This window comes from Streptomyces sp. NBC_00631 (assembly GCF_045206895.1).
In the GTDB taxonomy this organism is placed as follows: Bacteria; Actinomycetota; Actinomycetes; order Streptomycetales; family Streptomycetaceae; genus Streptomyces.
In genome coordinates, this window is record NZ_CP107734.1 from 4,763,121 (window position 1) to 4,781,325 (window position 18,205).

General features: G+C 72.7%; 10 protein-coding genes and 2 pseudogenes. 3 read left to right on the forward strand and 9 right to left on the reverse strand.

Annotated features, from left to right (window positions below; genetic code table 11):
* Window positions 1–44 precede the first annotated feature (44 nt).
* The 5 genes and pseudogenes from OHB00_RS21780 to OHB00_RS21800 all read right to left on the reverse strand — a co-directional run.
* Window positions 45–293: pseudogene (locus tag OHB00_RS21780) on the reverse strand (hypothetical protein); the annotation flags it as partial.
* Between the two features lie 205 nt (window positions 294–498).
* Window positions 499–791: pseudogene (locus tag OHB00_RS21785) on the reverse strand (helix-turn-helix domain-containing protein); the annotation flags it as partial.
* A gap of 280 nt (window positions 792–1,071) precedes the next feature.
* Complete coding sequence (mfd, locus tag OHB00_RS21790; RefSeq protein ID WP_406436677.1) at window positions 1,072–4,605, reverse strand: transcription-repair coupling factor; 3,534 nt, start codon at window positions 4,603–4,605, stop codon at window positions 1,072–1,074.
* A gap of 350 nt (window positions 4,606–4,955) precedes the next feature.
* A complete protein-coding gene (locus OHB00_RS21795; RefSeq protein ID WP_406436679.1) occupies window positions 4,956–7,535 on the reverse strand; it encodes an ABC transporter permease in 2,580 nt (859 codons plus the stop codon).
* Window positions 7,532–8,320, reverse strand: coding sequence for an ABC transporter ATP-binding protein (locus OHB00_RS21800; RefSeq protein WP_406436681.1), 789 nt, complete (start codon window positions 8,318–8,320; stop codon window positions 7,532–7,534). The genes OHB00_RS21795 and OHB00_RS21800 overlap by 4 nt, the downstream gene beginning before the upstream one ends.
* Before the next feature lie 478 nt (window positions 8,321–8,798).
* Here OHB00_RS21800 and OHB00_RS21805 point away from each other — a divergent pair, with 478 nt between their 5' ends.
* Window positions 8,799–10,292, forward strand: a complete 1,494-nt coding sequence (locus OHB00_RS21805; RefSeq protein WP_406436683.1) for an MFS transporter — start codon at window positions 8,799–8,801, stop codon at window positions 10,290–10,292.
* Between the two features lie 158 nt (window positions 10,293–10,450).
* Here the strand turns inward: OHB00_RS21805 and OHB00_RS21810 are convergent, their stop codons facing one another.
* The 3 genes from OHB00_RS21810 to OHB00_RS21820 form a co-directional block, all read right to left on the reverse strand.
* Window positions 10,451–11,305 carry a cellulose-binding protein gene (locus OHB00_RS21810; RefSeq protein WP_406445927.1) on the reverse strand — a complete coding sequence of 285 codons (855 nt, stop codon included), beginning with the start codon at window positions 11,303–11,305 and terminating at the stop codon, window positions 10,451–10,453.
* Between the two features lie 265 nt (window positions 11,306–11,570).
* Window positions 11,571–14,354 carry an SUKH-4 family immunity protein gene (locus OHB00_RS21815; RefSeq protein ID WP_406436685.1) on the reverse strand — a complete coding sequence of 928 codons (2,784 nt, stop codon included), beginning with the start codon at window positions 14,352–14,354 and terminating at the stop codon, window positions 11,571–11,573.
* A gap of 8 nt (window positions 14,355–14,362) precedes the next feature.
* Window positions 14,363–15,388, reverse strand: a complete 1,026-nt coding sequence (locus OHB00_RS21820; protein ID WP_406436687.1) for an SMI1/KNR4 family protein — start codon at window positions 15,386–15,388, stop codon at window positions 14,363–14,365.
* A 298-nt stretch (window positions 15,389–15,686) separates the two neighbouring features.
* On the opposite strand from OHB00_RS21820, the gene OHB00_RS21825 reads away from it, so the two are divergent.
* Together OHB00_RS21825 and OHB00_RS21830 are read left to right on the forward strand one after the other, a co-directional pair.
* The gene (locus tag OHB00_RS21825; RefSeq protein ID WP_406436690.1) at window positions 15,687–16,223 is read left to right on the forward strand and encodes a YwqJ-related putative deaminase; all 537 of its coding nucleotides are present in this window, start codon (window positions 15,687–15,689) and stop codon (window positions 16,221–16,223) included.
* A gap of 79 nt (window positions 16,224–16,302) precedes the next feature.
* Window positions 16,303–16,800 carry an SUKH-3 domain-containing protein gene (locus OHB00_RS21830; protein ID WP_406436692.1) on the forward strand — a complete coding sequence of 166 codons (498 nt, stop codon included), beginning with the start codon at window positions 16,303–16,305 and terminating at the stop codon, window positions 16,798–16,800.
* A gap of 8 nt (window positions 16,801–16,808) precedes the next feature.
* Here the strand turns inward: OHB00_RS21830 and OHB00_RS21835 are convergent, their stop codons facing one another.
* A complete protein-coding gene (locus OHB00_RS21835) occupies window positions 16,809–18,149 on the reverse strand; it encodes a sensor histidine kinase (RefSeq protein ID WP_406436694.1) in 1,341 nt (446 codons plus the stop codon).
* Window positions 18,150–18,205 lie beyond the last annotated feature (56 nt).

The window sequence follows — 18,205 nt, forward strand, 5'->3', positions numbered from 1 at the left end:
AGCTGCGAAAACACCGCGAACACGCCGCGCAGCATAGAGATAACCCGGGTGTCGCAGGAGTTGGAGTCGGTGTCCGCCCACGCCGAGCCGAACTTGGCCCGGGAGTATCCGGTCTTCGGCGCCCGGCCCTTGACGGTCAGCGATTCGGCGGCGGTCAGCGCCGCGCCCCCGCCACCCGTGCCCTGGGCTCCCGAAGTCCCCTTGTCCTGAAGGTCCTTGCACCCCGCCACGGCGAGGATCACGACGACAGCGGTGACCGCCCCGCCCCTCAGACGCGCCACGTACGCCCCCATGTCTCCCTCTGCCGCCTCCGTACGGGCGGGTCTCTGCCTGCCCCACCGTAATGACCGGGTGATCCGGACCCGGCAGGGCCTCAGAGGACGGATGCCCGCAACCCCTTCGGGTAGTCGGGGCTTTGGCACGGCGGAGGAAGCTCGGGTGCCACGGCCGTGCGCCCGTTCACACCGTCGGGGGACGCACGCCTCCCACCGGTGTGCCTCACACCCTGCCGATCCCCAGCGTCGACTCCGTGGGCAGCAGCCCGGAGGAGAGCATCGCGACCCAGTGGTCGCCGAGGAGTTCGGCGAGGCGTCGGTGGCGGTGGGGCCGAGGGCCTGCCAGGGGGGCGAGGGCCAGCAGGTCGGCGCGCCGCTCGCACGGCGCAGGTCGCGGCCCGCCTCCGTGGCCGTACCGTCCGCGTCGACCAGGCCGCGTGCGGCCAGGCGTTCGCGCCCGGCCACCCACTCCTCGGGGCGCCAGCCGCGGCTCTCGAAGCGTCCGCGGGCCGAAGCTGTGGAAGGCGGACGTGACCCGGCCGGCCCCGGCCGACCCCGACGGGGCCGCACGGAACGGGAAGTGGCTGGGCCAACGGTCCTGGACGACCCCACGGGCGGGGGTTCCCGGCGATGCGGTCGGGGGCCCGCCGCAGGCGGCTCCCGTACCGCTGTCCGCGCCCCTGTCCGAGGGTCCGGGACCGCCGGACGGTCCCGGACGATCCCGAGGCCCATCGCGCGGGCGCGCCGGTTCACCGATCCGTACGCGCCGCGCCTCCGGCTCCGGCTCCGGCTCGGGTCACGAGCCGAGGATCGAGGCGAGGAACTCCCCCACCCAGCCCAGCAGGTCCCGGCCGACCAGTGGCTTGCCGCCCACCTTGGCGGTCTTCGGGCGGGGTACCAGCAGCTGGTGGACGGCCGGCTTGATGACGGTCCCGGGGTACAGGCGCTTGACCCGCAGCTCCTGCGACTCACGGAGCTCCACCGGCGCGAAGCGGATGTTGGTGCCCTGGAGGACGATCTCGCCGACCCCGCACGCGCGGGCGAGCATCCGCAGCCCGGCGACCAGCAGCAGGTTCTCCACCGGCTCGGGCAACTTGCCGTAGCGGTCGGTGAGTTCCTCGCGGACCGCCCTGATGTCGTCCTCCGAGTTGGCGGAGGCGATGGAGCGGTACGCCTGCAGCCGCAGCCGCTCGCCCGGCGCGTAGTCGTGCGGGACGTGCGCGTCGACGGGCAGCTCGATCTTGACTTCGAGCGGCGGCTCCTCCTCGATCCCGCCGGTCTCCAGTTGCCGCCGGTAGTCCGCGACGGCCTCGCCGACCATGCGGACGTACAGGTCGAAGCCGACGCCCGCGATGTGCCCGGACTGCTCGCCGCCGAGCAGGTTTCCGGCGCCACGGATCTCCAGGTCCTTCATCGCCACGTACATGCCTGCGCCCATCTCGGTGTGCTGGGCGATGGTGGCGAGCCGTTCGTGCGCGGTCTCGGTCAGCGGCTTCTCCGGCGGGTACAGGAAGTAGGCGTACCCGCGCTCCCGGCCGCGGCCGACCCGGCCGCGCAGCTGGTGCAGCTGGGACAGGCCGAAGGTGTCGCCGCGCTCGACGATCAGGGTGTTGGCGTTGGAGATGTCGATGCCGGACTCGACGATCGTGGTCGAGACGAGGACGTCGAACTTCTTCTCCCAGAAGTCGACGACGACCTGTTCGAGGGCCGACTCCGACATCTGGCCGTGGGCGGTCGCGATGCGCGCCTCGGGGACGATGTCGCGGAGTCGGGCCGCCGCGCGGTCGATGGACTCCACCCGGTTGTGGATGTAGAAGACCTGGCCCTCGCGCAGCAGTTCACGGCGGATGGCGGCGCCGATCTGCTTCTCCTCGTACGGCCCGACGAAGGTGAGCACCGGGTGGCGCTCCTCCGGAGGCGTGGTGATCGTGGACATCTCGCGGATGCCGGTGACCGCCATCTCCAGGGTGCGGGGGATGGGCGTGGCCGACATGGTCAGCACGTCGACGTTGGCACGGAGCTTCTTCAGCTGCTCCTTGTGCTCGACGCCGAAGCGCTGCTCCTCGTCGACGATGACCAGACCCAGGTCCTTGAACCTGGTCTCCGAGGAGAACAGCCGGTGGGTGCCGATGACGACGTCGACGGCTCCCTCGCGCAGGCCCTCCAGGGTCCCCTTCGCCTCGCTGTCGCTCTGGAAGCGGGAGAGCGCCTTCACGCTCACCGGGAACTGCGAGTACCGCTCGGAGAACGTGCCGAAGTGCTGCTGCACCAGCAGGGTGGTGGGGACGAGGACGGCGACCTGCTTGCCGTCCTGTACGGCCTTGAAAGCGGCCCGCACCGCGATCTCGGTCTTGCCGTAGCCGACGTCGCCGCAGATCAGGCGGTCCATCGGGACCGACTTCTCCATGTCGTCCTTGACCTCGGCGATCGTGGTCAGCTGGTCGGGGGTCTCCGCGTACGGGAACGCGTCCTCCAGCTCGCGCTGCCACGGCGTGTCCGTGCCGAACGCGTGTCCGGGGGCGGCCATGCGGGCGCTGTAGAGCTTGATCAGGTCGGCCGCGATCTCCTTGACGGCCTTCTTGGCGCGCGCCTTGGTCTTCGTCCAGTCCGCGCCGCCGAGCCGGTGCAGGGTGGGGGCCTCGCCGCCGACGTACTTGGTGATCTGCTCCAGCTGGTCGGTCGGGATGTACAGCCGGTCGCCGGGCTGGCCGCGCTTGGCGGGGGCGTACTCCACGACCAGGTACTCGCGGGTGGCGCCCTGGACGGTGCGCTGCACCATCTCGATGTAGCGGCCCACACCGTGCTGCTCGTGGACGATGTAGTCGCCCGACTCCAGGGTGAGCGGGTCGATGGTCTTGCGGCGGCGGGCCGGCATCCGGGCGCCGTCCTTGCCGGCCGCCTTCTGGCCGGACAGGTCGGTCTCGGTGAGGACGGCGAGTCTCAGCGCCGGGTCGACGAAGCCGTAGTCGATCGAGCCGCACGACACGTGCACGACCGAGGGGCTCAGCTCGCCCAGGTCGACGTCCAGGCGGGCCGCGATGCCCTCGCCGCCGAGCACCTCGACCGTGCGGGAGGCGGGGCCGTGGCCCTCGGTGACGAAGACAGTGCGCCAGCCGTCGGCCAGCCAGCCCTTGGTGTCGGCGAGGGCCTTCGCGGTGTCGCCGCGGTAGGTCTCCGGGGCGTGCATGCCCAGCTTGAGGGTGTCGGCGGACAGCTCCTCGTCGGCCGCGAACGGCGACACGGACCACCACATCATGTCCAGCTCGCGCGCGCGGTCGCGGACGTCCGCGATCGACCACAGGGAGGCCGCGCCGACGTCGATGGGCGCCTCGCCGCCGCCCGCGGTGGCCGCCCAGGACGCCTGGAGGAACTCCTGCGAGGTGGCCACGAGGTCGGCGGCGCGCGTGCGTACCCGCTCCGGGTCGCAGACGACGGCCATCGCGCCCTTGGGCAGCACGTCGAGCAGCAGCTCCATGTCGTCGACCAGGACGGGGGCGAGGGACTCCATGCCCTCCACCGCGATTCCCTCGGCGATCTTGTTCAGCAGCTCGCCGAGCTCCGGGTGCTCCTCGGCGAGGGCACGCGCGCGTGCGCGCACGTCCTCGGTGAGCAGCAGCTCGCGGCAGGGCGGTGCCCACAGGCCGTGATCGGCGACCTCCAGGGAGCGCTGGTCGGCGACCTTGAAGTAACGGATCTCCTCGACGTCGTCGCCCCAGAACTCGACGCGCAGGGGGTGTTCCTCGGTGGGCGGGAAGACGTCCAGGATGCCGCCGCGTACGGCGAACTCGCCGCGCTTCTCGACGAGCTCCACGCGCGCGTAGGCGGCGGCCGCGAGGGCCTCCACGATCTCGTTCAGGTCGGCGCTCTGCCCGGTCCGCAGCGCCACCGGCTCCAGGTCGCCGAGGCCCTTGACCTGCGGCTGGAGCACGGATCGTACGGGCGCGACGACGACGGAGACCGGGCCGGTCTCGGGGTCGTCCGGGCTGGGGTGGGCGAGGCGGCGCAGGATCGCGAGGCGGCGCCCGACGGTGTCGCTGCGGGGGCTGAGGCGCTCGTGCGGGAGCGTCTCCCAGGAGGGGTACTCGGCGACGCCCTCGGACGGCAGCAGGGTGCGCAGCGCCGACGCCAGGTCCTCGGCCTCGCGGCCGGTCGCGGTGACCGCGAGGACGGGGCGGCCGGTCTCGCGGGCCAGGGCGGCGACCGCGAAGGGGCGGGTCGCGGGGGGGCCGACCAGGTCGACGTGCATGCGGTTGCCGTCCGCGGCCGCCTTGATCGCTTCCGCGAGGGCGGGGTCCTTGACGACGGCGTCTAGCAGACCGTGCAGGCTCATTCAGGGCGGCTTTCGTCGGGGGGTGGGCAACGCGAAGTGCCCGGCGCGGGCTGCGACCGGGGGGTCTCCAGCGTACGACTACGCGGGCGCGGGTGCCGGGGCTGTGGATAACCTCCGTCGCCCTGTGGGGTGTCCTGCGCCACGGTGGCCGTCCCAGGGGGCTCCGCCCCCAGGACACCCGAAGCCTATGCTCACCCACCACCCGACCCGGTGAGTGAAAAAGCGGGACTCGAAAGACAGGCCGGGCCCGGACAGCAGGACAAGACGCGCCCGGCGCCGGAGAACCCTCAGGCTCTCCGGCGCCGGGCGTTTCCCCCGCAACCCCCGTATGCGGTGGTCTCGGCCGCCCCTCAGTCCGTGGCGATCGCGTTCAGGACGTTCATGCGGCCCGCGCGGAACGCCGGGATCAGGGCGGCGAACAGGCCCACGAAGGCCGAGCCGACGAAGACGCCGATGATCGTCGGCCAGGGGATCTCCAGGACCTTGAGGCCCTGCAGGGCGAGCAGTTTCTGGGCCGTGGCGCCCCAGCCCATGCCCAGGCCGAGGCCCAGCAGGGCGCCGAAGAGGGCGATCACCACGGACTCCATGCGGATCATGCGGCGCAGCTGGCGGCGGGAGAGGCCGATGGCGCGCATGAGACCGATCTCCCGGGTCCGCTCGACCACCGACAGGGCCAGGGTGTTCACGACACCCAGGACGGCGACGATGATCGCCAGGGCGAGCAGGCCGTAGATCAGGTTCAGCAGCTGGCCGATCTGGTCCTTGAGCGCCTTCTTGTAGTCGGTCTGGTCGCGCACCGTGTACTGCGGGTAGTCGTGCAGCGCGGACTTGAGCGACTTGTACGCGGCGTCCTGCTGCCCGTCCTTGGCGGTGGCGAATACCAGGTCGTCGAGCGGCATCTTGGCGGCCGGCACGTACTTGGCGAGCGTGGTGATGTTCGTGTACTTGGAGCCGGCGTCGATGAGGCCGTCGCTGCTGGTGATCGCCCGGACGGTCAGGTGGGCCGTACCGCCGTCCTTGAACTTCACGGCGATCTTCGAGCCGAGGTGGATGTCGTGCGCCTTGGCGAACTTGTCGTGCACGGACATCGAGTCGGGCAGGTAGGCGTCCTTGAGGTCACCGGCGACGGTCTTGGTACGCAGGTCGGTCGCGTACGTCGGGTCGGCCGCCGTGATGTCGGTGTCCTTGAGCGTCCTGCCGTCGGGGGTGGTGTAGTCGGCGGTGGTGGTGCGGTATTCGGTGACCCGGGCGAGTCCGGGCACGTCCTTGACGGCCTTGACCGCCTGCGGGGTGATCCGCTGGCCGCTGTCGGACTGGATGATGAAGTCGGTGCCGACGGTCTTGTCGAGCTGGTCGCCGGCGGAGGCGACCATGGAGGAGCCGACCACCGAGAGGCAGGCGACCAGCGCGAGCCCGATCATCAGGGCGGCGCCGGTGGCGCCGGTGCGGCGCGGGTTGCGCAGCGCGTTGCGTTCGGCCATGCGCCCGACCGGGCCGAACATCCGCAGCAGGACGGCGCCCAGGGCGCGTACGACCCCGCCCGCGAGCAACGGGCCGACGACGACGAACCCGATGAGGGAGAGGACGATGCCGAGGCCGAGCCAGGCCGAGCCCTGCTTGGCCTGGTCCGTGGCCGAGGCCAGGTAGAGGCTGTAGCCGCCCGCTCCGGTCAGCACGAGGCCGACCAGGGCGCGTATGCGGCCCGCCCTGGCGTCGGCGGGGGCGCCCGCGTCGCGCAGCGCGGCCATCGGGGAGACCTTGCCGGCGCGGCGCGCGGGCAGGTAGGCGGCGAGGACGGTGACGACGACGCCGAGGATCAGGCCGAGCACCGGGGTCGTCCAGGCGATCGTCAGATCGCTCGTCGACAGGTGCATGCCCATGGAGCCCATGAGCTTCATCAGGCCGACCGCGATGCCGACGCCCGCGCCGACGCCCAGGACCGAGCCGACCACGCCGAGCAGCAGGGCCTCGACGAGCACGGAACAGTTGACCTGGCGGCGGCCGGCGCCGATGGCGCGCATCAGGCCGATCTCACGGGTGCGCTGGGCGACCAGCATGGAGAAGGTGTTGATGATCAGGAAGATGCCGACCAGGAAGGCGATTCCGGCGAAGCCGAGCATCGCGTACTTCATGACGTCCAGGAAGCTCTCGACGTCCTTCTGGTTGGCGTCGGCGGTCTCCTTGGCGGTCTGCACCTTGTAGGCGGTGCCGAGTTCGCCGCTGACGTTCTGCTTCAGCCGTGCGTCGGTCACGCCGGCCGCGGCCGTCACGTTGACGTCGGTGAAGACGCCGGTCCGCCCGACGAGCGTCTGCTGGGCGGTCCTCGTGTCCAGGTAGAAGATCGCGGCACCGGGGTTGGTGACGGTGAAGTCGGCGATGCCGGAGATCTTCGCGGTGTGCGTGCCGACCGCGCTGATGACGGCGAGTTCGTCGCCGAGCTTCAGGTGGTGCTTGTCGGCGGTGTCGGCGTCCACCATGATCTGGCCGGAGTTCTTCGGCGCCGCACCGGAGGTGATCTGCATGGTGCGGGCGTCGTTGGAGTTCCAGCTGCCGACGATGGTCGGCCCGCCGCTGGTCGGCGACAGACTGTCCTTCTTGGCGTTCACAACGGTCACGGACGTCGAGAAGACCGTCCCCTCGGCCGCCTTCACGCCGTCCGCCGCGTGGACCTTGCCGACCACCGAGGCCGGCATGACCGGCGGCCTGCCGTTGTCGGAGGTCGTCTCCCCGGTGTCGGAGGCGCCCTTGGCGCTGACCGTGACGTCGGCCGAGGTCGCCGCGAACAGCTTGTCGAACGTCGTGTTCATGGTGTCGGTGAACACCAGGGTGCCGCACACGAACGCCACCGACAGCAGCACGGCGATCGCCGACAGGGCCATGCGCCCCTTGTGCGCGAAGAAGTTGCGCATCGAGGTCTTCAGGACGGTCATGACGTACGCCCCCGCGCGTCGAAGTCCTTCATGCGGTCCAGGACGGTGTCCGCGGTCGGCTTGAACATCTCGTCGACGATCCGGCCGTCGGCGAGGTAGAGCACGCGGTCCGCGTAGGAGGCGGCGACCGGGTCGTGCGTGACCATCACGATGCTCTGGCCGAGCTCGTCGACGGAGCGGCGCAGGAAGCCGAGGACCTCCGCGCCCGCGCGGGAGTCGAGGTTTCCGGTCGGCTCGTCACCGAAGATGATCTCGGGGCGGGCGGCGAGGGCGCGCGCCACGGCCACGCGCTGCTGCTGACCGCCCGAGAGCTGTGTGGGGCGGTGCTTGAGGCGGTCCGCGAGCCCCACGGTGTCCACCACGCGCCCCAGCCACTCCTTGTCGGGCTTGCGCCCGGCGATGTCCATGGGGAGCGTGATGTTCTCCAGCGCGTTCAGCGTCGGCAGCAGGTTGAACGCCTGGAAGATGAACCCGATCCGGTCCCGGCGCAGCTTGGTGAGCTTCTTGTCCTTCAGGCCGGTGATCTCGGTCTCGTCCAGGTAGATCTGACCGCTCGTCACGGTGTCGAGTCCGGCGAGGCAGTGCATCAGGGTGGACTTCCCGGACCCCGAGGGGCCCATGATCGCGGTGAACTGCCCCCGCGTGATGTCCACGTCGACGTGGTCCAGGGCGACGACCCGGGTCTCCCCGGCCCCGTACGCCTTGACGACCTGCCGCGCCCGCGCGGCAACGGCCGTACGCCCTCCAGTACCCCCGTGCCTGGGAATGGTCACAGCCGATGTCACGGTATGTCTCCTAAGTCGGTCAGCGAACGGGCAGCGTGGTGCCGCGCCTTGCTGTGCAGCGTTTCGGTACGACGACGAGTCTCGCGGTCGGCGGGGTTGCTCCGCGCTGGTGCGAAGCCCCGTCTTGCCCGGGGGAAAACCCCACCCCCGCCGGTTCGGTCAACCGCCCCCCGGCGGCGTAAAGCCAGGTTAAGGACGGACGAGGTGCCGCCTCGTCCTCCGGCAGTACGAACCCTCCCCGAGCCGTAGTACGGAGGACCCCCTAGGGGACGTCCACCGCCGGGTGGAGTCCTTCTCGGGGGCGGCCTCCACCCACCGCCCCAGGAAGCGTCCACCCTCTCGTCGCGTGAGGGTCAAGCGGACGCGCACTCCCGCGCGTTCCCACCAGGTGGACGCGCACTCCCACCGTGCCGGGGCGGATGGGAAGCTGTTGCGCGCGACATAGATACATGGTGGCCGCACGGGGAGGGGATCCGGCGTGGAGAACACGAGACCCGCGATACGCGCGGCGGGGCGCGAGGCCGGGACGGGCCGGCGGGGAGCCGTGGTGGCCGCCCTGATGCTCGCCATGGCGCTGGCGGCGCTCGACTCCACCGTCGTCTCCACCGCCGTACCCCAGATCGTCGGCGACCTCGGCGGTTTCTCGGTCTTCTCCTGGCTCTTCTCCGGCTACCTGCTGGCCGTCACCGTGACGCTGCCGGTGTACGGCAAGCTCTCCGACACCTTCGGCCGCAAGCCGGTGCTGGTGGCGGGCGCCGCGGTGTTCCTGCTCGGGTCGCTGCTCTGCGCCGTCGCCTGGAACATGGGCGCGCTGATCGCGTTCCGGATCGTGCAGGGCCTCGGCGGCGGGGCGCTCCAGGGCACCGTGCAGACCCTCGCGGCCGACCTGTACCCGCTCAAGGAGCGCCCGAAGATCCAGTCGAAGCTGTCCACGGTGTGGGCGGTGTCGGCGGTCGCCGGGCCGGGGCTCGGCGGGGTGCTGGCCGCCTACGCGGACTGGCGGTGGATCTTCCTGATCAACCTGCCGATCGGCGCGGCGGCGCTGTGGCTGATAGTGCGTCACCTCCACGAGCCGGAGCGGGCGCCGCGCACGCCCCCGCGGGTGGACTGGGCGGGTGCGCTGGCGGTCTTCGCGTGCGGAGGCGTGCTGCTGACGGCGCTCGTGCAGGGCGGGGTGGCGTGGGCGTGGTGGTCCGCGCCGTCGTGCGCGCTGTTCGCCACCGGGCTCGCGCTGGCGGGGCTCGTGGTGTGGATCGAGCGCCGGGCGGCCGAGCCGATCATCCCGGGGTGGGTGTGGCGGCGCCGTACGATCGCGGCCGTCAACCTGGCGCTGGGCGCGCTCGGCCTGCTGATGGTGGCGCCGACGGTGTTCCTGCCGACGTACGCGCAGTCGGTGCTCGGGCTGGCGCCGGTGGCCGCCGGGTTCGTGCTGTCGGTGTGGACGCTGACCTGGCCGGTCTCGGCGGCCCTCAGCCAGCACGTGTACCGGCGGATCGGCTTCCGCGACACCGCGCTGCTCGGCATCGGCACGGCCGCGGTGATCCTGTTCGCGTTCCCGTTCCTGCCCTACCCGGGGTCGGCCTGGCAGCCGACGCTGCTGATGCTCCTGCTGGGCGCAGCACTGGGCCTGTTCCAGTTGCCGCTGATCGTGGGCGTGCAGTCGACGGTGGGCTGGGAGGAGCGGGGCACGACGACCGCGTCGGTGCTGTTCTGCCGGCAGACCGGCCAGACGATCGGGGCGTCGGTGTTCGGTGCGGTCGCCAACGGGGTGCTGGCCGCCCGGCTGGGCGGCGCGGGCGACCTCGACTCCGTGACCCGCGCGCTGGACGACGGGACGGCCTCCGAGTCCACCCGCCACGCCATCGCGGACGCCGTCCACGCGGTGTACTTCGGGGCGGCGTGCGCGGCGGCACTGGCGTTCCTGATGCTGCTGTTCGTGGCACCACGGCGCTTCCCGGTCCTCAAGGACTGACTCCCCTCCCGGAGTGCCCAGTTCGGAGAAAACAGCGAGGAAAACAGCGAGCGTCCCGGACACCTGCGGGTAACGTGCGTCCCCCGCTCCCTCCTCTCCCTGCCCGACCAGGTGAACCGATCGCGGCATGAAGCAGAGGGAATCTCGGCGCCAAGACGCTATTCCGCCGCCGCGCGCCCCGTCAGGGTCATGAGGCTGTCCCGCATGTGGTCCATGTGCGCCTGCACGTCGTCCCAGGTCTCGCCGTGCTCGCGCAGCACCTGCTCGGTCTCCCGGGCGATGCGCTCCTCGTGGGCCCGGGCCTCCGCGAGGACCTCGGCGGCACGCGCGTGCGCCTCCTCCTCGGAGCGGCGCGCCGACTCCCCGGCCTCCTCCAGAGCCTTCTCCGCCTCCGCCAGGGCGGCCTCGGCACGGGCGATGCGTTCGGCGTTGTGCGCGTCGACCGCGGCGGCGCGCGCGGCCTCCTCGCGCTCCTCCTCGGCCCAGCGTTCGGCGTGCTCCTTGGCCAGCTCGGCGAGCATCCCGATGGTCCGCTGCCGCACCTCGCGCAGCGCCGAAAGGGCCTCGCCCCGCCGCTCCTTGACCTCCAGGCGGGCGCCGATGCGAATGTCGTCCGCCTCGGCACGCGCGGCGAGCAGCCACTGGCGGGCGCGTTCCTCGGTCTCCGCGCGGAGCGCGTCGGCCTGCTCCTGCACCGCACAGCGCGCGCTCTCGGCACGCTCCGCGGCCTCCACGACCCCCTCCGTCAGCTCACGCCGGGCACCCTCGCGCAGGGCCTTCGCCTCCTCCACCACGAGCCGGAAGACCCGGTGCGCACGGTCCCCGAGCGCCTCGTACGTCTGCGGAGCCAGCTGCTCGACCACGGCGCGCAGCCGCTCGGACTCGGCCTCCATCTCCTTGGCGAGCACGGTGAGCCGCGCGGCACGCTCCCACGCCGCGTCCCGGTCCTCGCAGAGCGCCACCAAGAAGGTGTCGACCTGATCGGGGCGGTAGCCACGCCCCCGGACGGTCATGAACTCGTACGGCGACATCGATGCGCTGCTCACCTGGAACCCCTCTCCGCCGGACCCGCACGAAATGATGATTTCGCGGACATCTTGATGGATCGGACGTAAGTGTTCATAACGCGACACTCCGCATGCGGCGCCGGAAACACCGCACGCCGTGCCAGGTGAGGGGAAGCGCGTCAGGGGCAGGAACGCCCGGCGGGCACGTCTGAGGGCCGGTCCGGTCTTCCGACCCGACCGGCCCTCGTGACGGCCGTTTCCTACCCTCGCGTCACAACAGCCCGTCCCACATCTGCTCCAGCAGCACCGACCACCAGCTCTCCGGCGAACCGAGCGCGGCCGGGTCCAGGGAGGCCAGCTGGGCCTGGAAGTCGACGGTCCAGCGGCCCGCCTGCTCCTGGTTCAGGCCGAACCTGAGCCGCCACATCCGGCCCAGCAGGGCCAGACAGCGGGCGAACTCCGGCAGCCCCGTGTTCACGAACTGCGGCGGCACGGACGCCCCGCCCGGCCCCGCCTCCACGGGCACGGCCACGATGTTCGCGGTGCCGTACTGCACACAGATCGCCTTGCCGAAGTCGGTCCCCATGACGAGGTACGACGCCGCGTCCGGCGCCGGCGGCAAGCCGCGCTCCTGCGCCAGCTCCGCCAGCGTCGGCACCGGACGGCCCGGCTGCGCCTGCGCCCAGAAGAACGGCCCCATGTCCAGCGGGAGCCCAGCCGCCACCAGCGTGTGCGCCACGATCGGCGGTACGCCCTGCCGCGACACGGCCGCCTGCTCGAACCGGAACACACCGGGACCGAACGCCGCCCCCAGCTCCTGCGCGATCGCCTCCGGCGGGATCGGCGGCGCCGCCTGCACCTGCGGCAACGGCGCCCGCACCGGCGCGGGCCGCGCGGGACCCGCCGCCACCTGGTGCAACTCGCCCTGATGCGCCAGCAACTGGTGCATCCCCTGCTGCCGGCTCGCGTGATCCGTCCCGTACGGCGCGATGCTCGCCAGCCGCGCCTGCGGCCACTGCTCCCGGATCATCCGCGCGCAGTAGGCACCCGGCAGCTCGCACGGCTCCAGCTCCGTGTGCAGCTCCAGCACCTGGTCCGGCGGCACGTTCATCGCCCGCAGCTCGTGGAAGATCTGCCACTCCGGATGCGGGGTGCCCGGCGCCGAACGCCGGATCAGCTGTTGCTCCGAACCGTCCTGCGCCCGGTAGCGCAGCACGGCCTGGTAGCCGGGGCCCACCGTCGGCTGCCCCTGCTGCGGGTAGCCGTACGCCGGCGGCTGCTGCCCCGGCAGGGGCTGCCCGGGCAGGGGCTGGCCAGGCATGGGCTGGCCAGGCGGCGGCATCGCACCGGCCGGCATCGGAGGCGGCATCTGCGGCGGCGCCTGCGGAGCGCCCGGCGGCATACCGGGGGCGCCCGGCGCACCCACCGGGGGTGCCGCCAGCACCGTCTCGGCATGGTGCACCGTCGCTCCGCCCGCACCAGCGGCAGCGCCGGGCGCGGGAGGCATACCGGGGGCGGGTGGAGGCTGAGGTGCGCCCGGCGCGGGAGGCACACCCGGAGTGGCCGGAGGCTGCTGCGCACCGGCGCCCACCCCGCTCGGGCCGGCCAGCATCGTGGCCGCGCGATGAGCATCGCCCGGCGGCATGCCGCCCGGAACACCCGGCGTGCCGGGCGCGTTTCGGGCGCCCGGCGGGCTCTGCGCGCCCGGCACCTGCCCCGGCGCCTCAGGTCCCTTGGGACCCGACGCCGACACCATCTGGGTCGGCGCGTACCCAGCCGCCGGCGCGGGCGGCTGAGGCGTGCCCCCGGGGTGGGCGCCCGGCGCTCCCGGGACGCCCGGCGGCGGAGGCGGCGCACCGGCCCCGCCACGCGCCCTGCGCGGAGGAGGCGCGGCCCTGCTCGTCGCGGCGTCCGCTATGTCACCGGCGTTCGGTGCGAGAGGCCGGCCGGGAGCGGCCGGACCGGCCGGCGGGGCCGGATTCGGGGGCCCCGCCGGATTCGCCGGAGGCTGGGGCGCACCCGGAGCGGCACCGGCCGGTGCCTGCGGATAGCCGTAACTCGGAGCGGGCGGCGCCTGCGGGTAACCGTAAGAAGGCGCGGGCGGTTGCGGCTGAGCGGGCGTGCCCGGAGCCGCCGGTCCCTGCGGGTAGCCGTACGACGGGGCGTCCCGCGGAGGCGGCGGAGGCGTGCCGCCCTGCGGCGCACGGCCCCGCACGTCCTGCGCGCCCGGCACGCCCGGCGCACTCGCGTCGTCGAGCGCCGGGGACACCGCCGTACGAGGCAGCTGGCTGCCCCCCGCCATCAGTGCCGTCTCGGCGTCCTGCAGGGCACCGTCGTCGGCATCGTTCAGCGGCGGTGCGAAGACCGTCGCGGGCAGCGGGACGGAACGGTCCTCACCGGCGTCGGCGTTCGTGTCGGTACCGGCCCAAGGAGTCGCACCGGCAGGCACGTCGTGCGCGCCCGGCGCACTCGGCACACCGTGCGCCGCACCAGCCGCCCCCGCCCCGGCGCCCGCCGCGGCCGGCGGCCAGGAGGCACCACCGCTCCCCGCCGGACCGGCCCCACCGGCAGCCCCCGGCACCCCGGCCCGCGTCTCGGCAAGCCCACCGGAGCCGGAACCGGAAGCAGCACCCGCACCAGCACCGGCCGGCGCCCCGTCACCCCCCGACCGCCGATCCGGAATACCCAGCTTGTCCGCCGCCTCCTGGAGCCACTCCGGGGGGCTCAGCAGGAACGACGTCTGGTTCAGGTCCACCCGGGCCGCGGGCGCCGGCACCGCGTCGGCGATCTCCGCCTCACGGCCGTACTCCTCCTCGTACCGGCGGATCACCTCGCCCACCGGCAGCGCCGGCCACAGCGTGGCCTCGCCGCTGTCCCGGGCGATGACCAGCCGCTGCCCGCCCGCGTCCGACCGCGGGCCCTCCGCCCGGTCCTCACCCCACACCACGAACCCGAGACCGAACTCCCGTACGCGCACCTCACGATGCTGGTACGCCGGCACGTCACCGTTGATCCACTCCTCGGCGCGCTCCTGCGCCTGCGCGAACGTCACCATGCCGGACCTCACTCCCCCGAACCGTCGGAAGACACCGGCACGGCACGCGCGAAACCACCGTCGGCCATCAGGTTCGCCACCGTCTCCAACTCCGGCGGGGATCCCGCCAGTCGCGACAGGAACACGTCGAAGTCCTCACCGCACGGCAGCAGCAGACGCTCCACCCGCTCCGCCGGCGGCCACCCCGGATCCACGTCACGCGCGTCGTCGTACGCGCAGAACCACACCGAACCCGGGCGCTCGCCCTTCACCTTCACCGCCAGCAGGCCGCCCTGCACGAAGCTGACGCCCAGGTAGTCCTTGGTGAGATGGTCGCGCAGGCACTTGTTGACGTACACGAGGTCGTTCACCGCCGCCTCGTCGCGGACCGTGAAGAACGGCTGGTCCAGCAGCAGCCCGAGGCCGGCGTCCAGTGCCGTGCCCACCGGCGCGCAACCGCCCGCCGCCTTCAGGAACGAGCGGTACGCGCCCGGCAGCCGGTACCCGAGGTCCTCCTCGACCCCCTGCACCTGCGACTCCGACACCGCCACAGCCGACTTCGGCAGCCCGAAGTGCGCCGGACGCGTCTCCTGCAACGGCCGCGTCCCCCGCTTGCCATGGTCCACCCGAGCCGTCGCCACCCCGCCGTGATGCCGCAGCAACGCCTTCACCTCGACCGGGACCAGCTCCAGCCGCCGCGACCCGACCACGTGGTGCCACGTCCAGCCGTGCGGCGTCGCCACCGCCGGCACCGTGTCCCACAGGTCATGGCCCGAAGCCGCCAGCACCGCGTTCGCGGACACGAAGTCCGTCAGCCGCAACTCGTCGACACCGAAACCCTCCGGCGGATCGGCGATCTCCGCCGCCGCGCGCGCGTACGGCGAGAAGTCGGGGTAGCCACGCTCGTCGACCCGTACCCCTCTCGGGTGACGTGCCGCCCGGACCGGATCCGGGAAGTGCACGACCTGCCCGGCATAGGCCGCGTTCGGCGGCACGGCCTGTCCCCCGGCCTGGCCGCTGGGCGGTGCCCCCAGCCCGAGCCGACCTGTCGTCATGACGGATGCCCCCTGCGGCACTCTGTACGAACCGGTGCCACACCCCTGCGGCGCGCCACGGCCCGTATCCGGCTGTCTCTCCCACGTCCCAGACGCGTCGACCGCGCCCATCGCGGTGCCGACAGCCTATGCGGTACGTGAACCCCGGTCACCGGCCCTCCGGTTCCGTGACCAGCCGTCACCCCGCCGTGACAGCGTGCCCAAACCCGGGCGTGTCGCACCGCCCCAGCTACCACACCCGCCACGGGATTTGGCAGTCTGTGACTTTCGGGGGGATGCCGTGGAGGGGAAGACGATCATGAACGCCACACAGACGGGACCGCACACCGCCATGTCCGGCGCCATCCACGGCGCCTCCGACGGCGACCCCCGCATCGGCTGGAGCAGCGCCGAGACACCCCCCGTCCCCGCCCTCCAGCACCGCCGCGACGGCATCCTGCCCACCGTCGCCGCCGCCCTCTCCGTACGCGGCGCCACCCTCACCGGCACCGCCGCCCGCGGCGACCAGCCGCCCCCGCTGCACCCGCTGGTCCAGGAGTTCCTCGACACCCTCCCCAGCGGACAGCGCGACCGCTTCACCGGCCGCTGCGCCGAGGCCATCCTCATCTCACGGCACATCAGCGCCGCCGACGCCGACCGCAGCAAACGCGCCAGCCGCAGACCCATGACCAACGGCGAGGCCCGCAGAGCCCTCAAGCAGGCCAAACTCACCGCCCGCCGCATACGCGAGGACGGCGACCCCCTGCACGGCAGCTTCGCCGCCCCCTGCCGGGCCTGCGCCGCCCTCACCGCCCACTTCGGCGTCCGCGTCGTCGACCCCACCACCGACGCCTGACGCACCCACCACCCCCACGCGCCACACAGCCGCACCCGCACCCGCACCCGCACCCGCACCACACACGAACGAAGGGCAGATGCACGCCGACCGCACCTCCTCCACGCGCTTCTCCGTGCCCGTCGACGCGGCCCTGCGTGCCGCCGGCTGGCTCCCCGGACGCTGGGACATAAGGCAGGCCGAGGTCTGGGCCGACGCCCTGCGCGACCACGCCTCACCCGCCGGACACCGGCACGCCGTCTTCCCCGCCGCCGTGGAGGCCTGGGCCGAGTTCGGCGGCCTGTACATCAACCCGACCGGCACCGGCCGCCAGATCGCCCCCGCCACACTCCACATCGACCCCCTGCACGGCCTGCACCTCGCCCGCACCCTCGGCGACCTGGGCCGGGCCCTCGGAACCGAGGTCAGCCCCCTCGGCGCGGAGACCGACACCCACTCGCTCCTCGCCATCGACGCCGAGGGCCGCATCTACACCCTCGACCACACCGGCGACTGGTACCTCGGCCCCGACATCGACCACGCCCTGACCACCCTCATCGCGGGCGTCGAACCCCAGCGCCTCACCACCCAGGCGTAACCGGGCGGTCAGACCGCCGGAATCACCGCCGACACCCGAAACCCCCCGGCGTCGGTCGGCCCCGACACGAACACCCCGCCCAGCCCCAGCACCCGCTCACGCATCCCCACCAGACCGTTCCCACCCGAGGGCAGCCCGGCGGACGCCGCCGACGCCGGCTCCGGCGGCGGCTCGTTCTCCACCTGCATGGCGATCTCCGCCACCCGGTGCGCCAGCCGCACATGCGTCTTCGCACCCGCCGCATGCTTGTGGACGTTCGTCAACGCCTCCTGCACCACCCGGAACGCCGTCTGCTCGATCTCCGCCGCGTACGGCCGCACCGCACCCTCGACCGACAGATCCACCACCATCCCCGCCGCCGCCGACTGCCCGATCAGCACCTCCAGCTCCGACAGCCACGGCCCCTCCTCCTCCGCCGCCATCCGGGAAGCCGCCGCCGCGGCCGCCGCCCCCACAGCGGCCAACGGCGCCGAAGCCGACGCGGCGACCGAGACCGAGACGGAAGCCGGCGCCGTACGCCGCCGATCGCCCTCCCCCGAACGCAGCACGCCGAGCATCTCCCGCAGCTCCGTCAACGCCTGGCGCCCCATGTCCCCCACCAGCGCGGCGTTCTTCACCGCCTTCTCCGGGTCCTTACGGGCCACCGCCTGCAACGCCGCCGCATGCACCACCATCAACGACACCCGGTGCGCGACCACGTCGTGCATCTCACGCGCGATCCGCGTCCGCTCCTCACCCCGGGCCCACTCCGCACGCTCCTCCGCCCGCTCCGCGAGCAGCTGAAGCTCCCGCTCCAGGCTGTCCGCCCGCTCCCGCAGGCTCTCCATCAGCCGCCGCCGGGCACCCACGTACAGCCCCAGCAGCACCGGCGGAGCGGTCAGGCCCAGCGAGGTCGCCACCGCCGCGAAGGGCACGAACCAGTCCCCCAGCGTCAGATCGCCCCGCGCCATGTCCTGCTTCACCCGCACGAACGTCACGATCATCGTGCCCACCAGCGACATGCCCGCCAGCGCCACGATGATCCGCCGCGGCAGCTCCGCCGCGGCGAGGGTGTACAGGCCGACGATGCCCATCAGGAAACCCATCTGGGCCGGCGTGATCGCGATCGCGACCAGCACCACCGCGATCGGCCACTTCCGGCGCAGCACCAGCACGGAACCGGCCAGCAGACCGAACACGATCCCCGCCGACACCGGGATCCCCGCGTCCCGCGCGAACGGAATCCCCTCCGCGGCGCACTCCAGCGCCGACACCAGCGCGAGCCCCACGTCCAGCACCGCGCCACGCCACCGTGACCACCACCACGGCCCGCTCAAGGCCGTCGCGTGGTCTGCCCCCGTCGTGGTCATGCCTCCAGCCTACGGGCGCAGGGGTGGGCTTTTCCGGTGAGTTTCGTCTACTCGCC

Coding starts and splice junctions, on each gene's coding strand:
- OHB00_RS21810 (WP_406445927.1), bottom strand. CDS start 11,305: ATGACCGTCCGGGGGCGTGGCTACCGCCCCGATCAGGTCGACACCTTC.
- OHB00_RS21830 (WP_406436692.1), top strand. CDS start 16,303: ATGCACGCCGACCGCACCTCCTCCACGCGCTTCTCCGTGCCCGTCGAC.
- OHB00_RS21820 (WP_406436687.1), bottom strand. CDS start 15,388: ATGACGACAGGTCGGCTCGGGCTGGGGGCACCGCCCAGCGGCCAGGCC.
- mfd (WP_406436677.1), bottom strand. CDS start 4,605: ATGAGCCTGCACGGTCTGCTAGACGCCGTCGTCAAGGACCCCGCCCTC.
- OHB00_RS21835 (WP_406436694.1), bottom strand. CDS start 18,149: ATGACCACGACGGGGGCAGACCACGCGACGGCCTTGAGCGGGCCGTGG.
- OHB00_RS21825 (WP_406436690.1), top strand. CDS start 15,687: ATGAACGCCACACAGACGGGACCGCACACCGCCATGTCCGGCGCCATC.
- OHB00_RS21815 (WP_406436685.1), bottom strand. CDS start 14,354: ATGGTGACGTTCGCGCAGGCGCAGGAGCGCGCCGAGGAGTGGATCAAC.
- OHB00_RS21795 (WP_406436679.1), bottom strand. CDS start 7,535: ATGACCGTCCTGAAGACCTCGATGCGCAACTTCTTCGCGCACAAGGGG.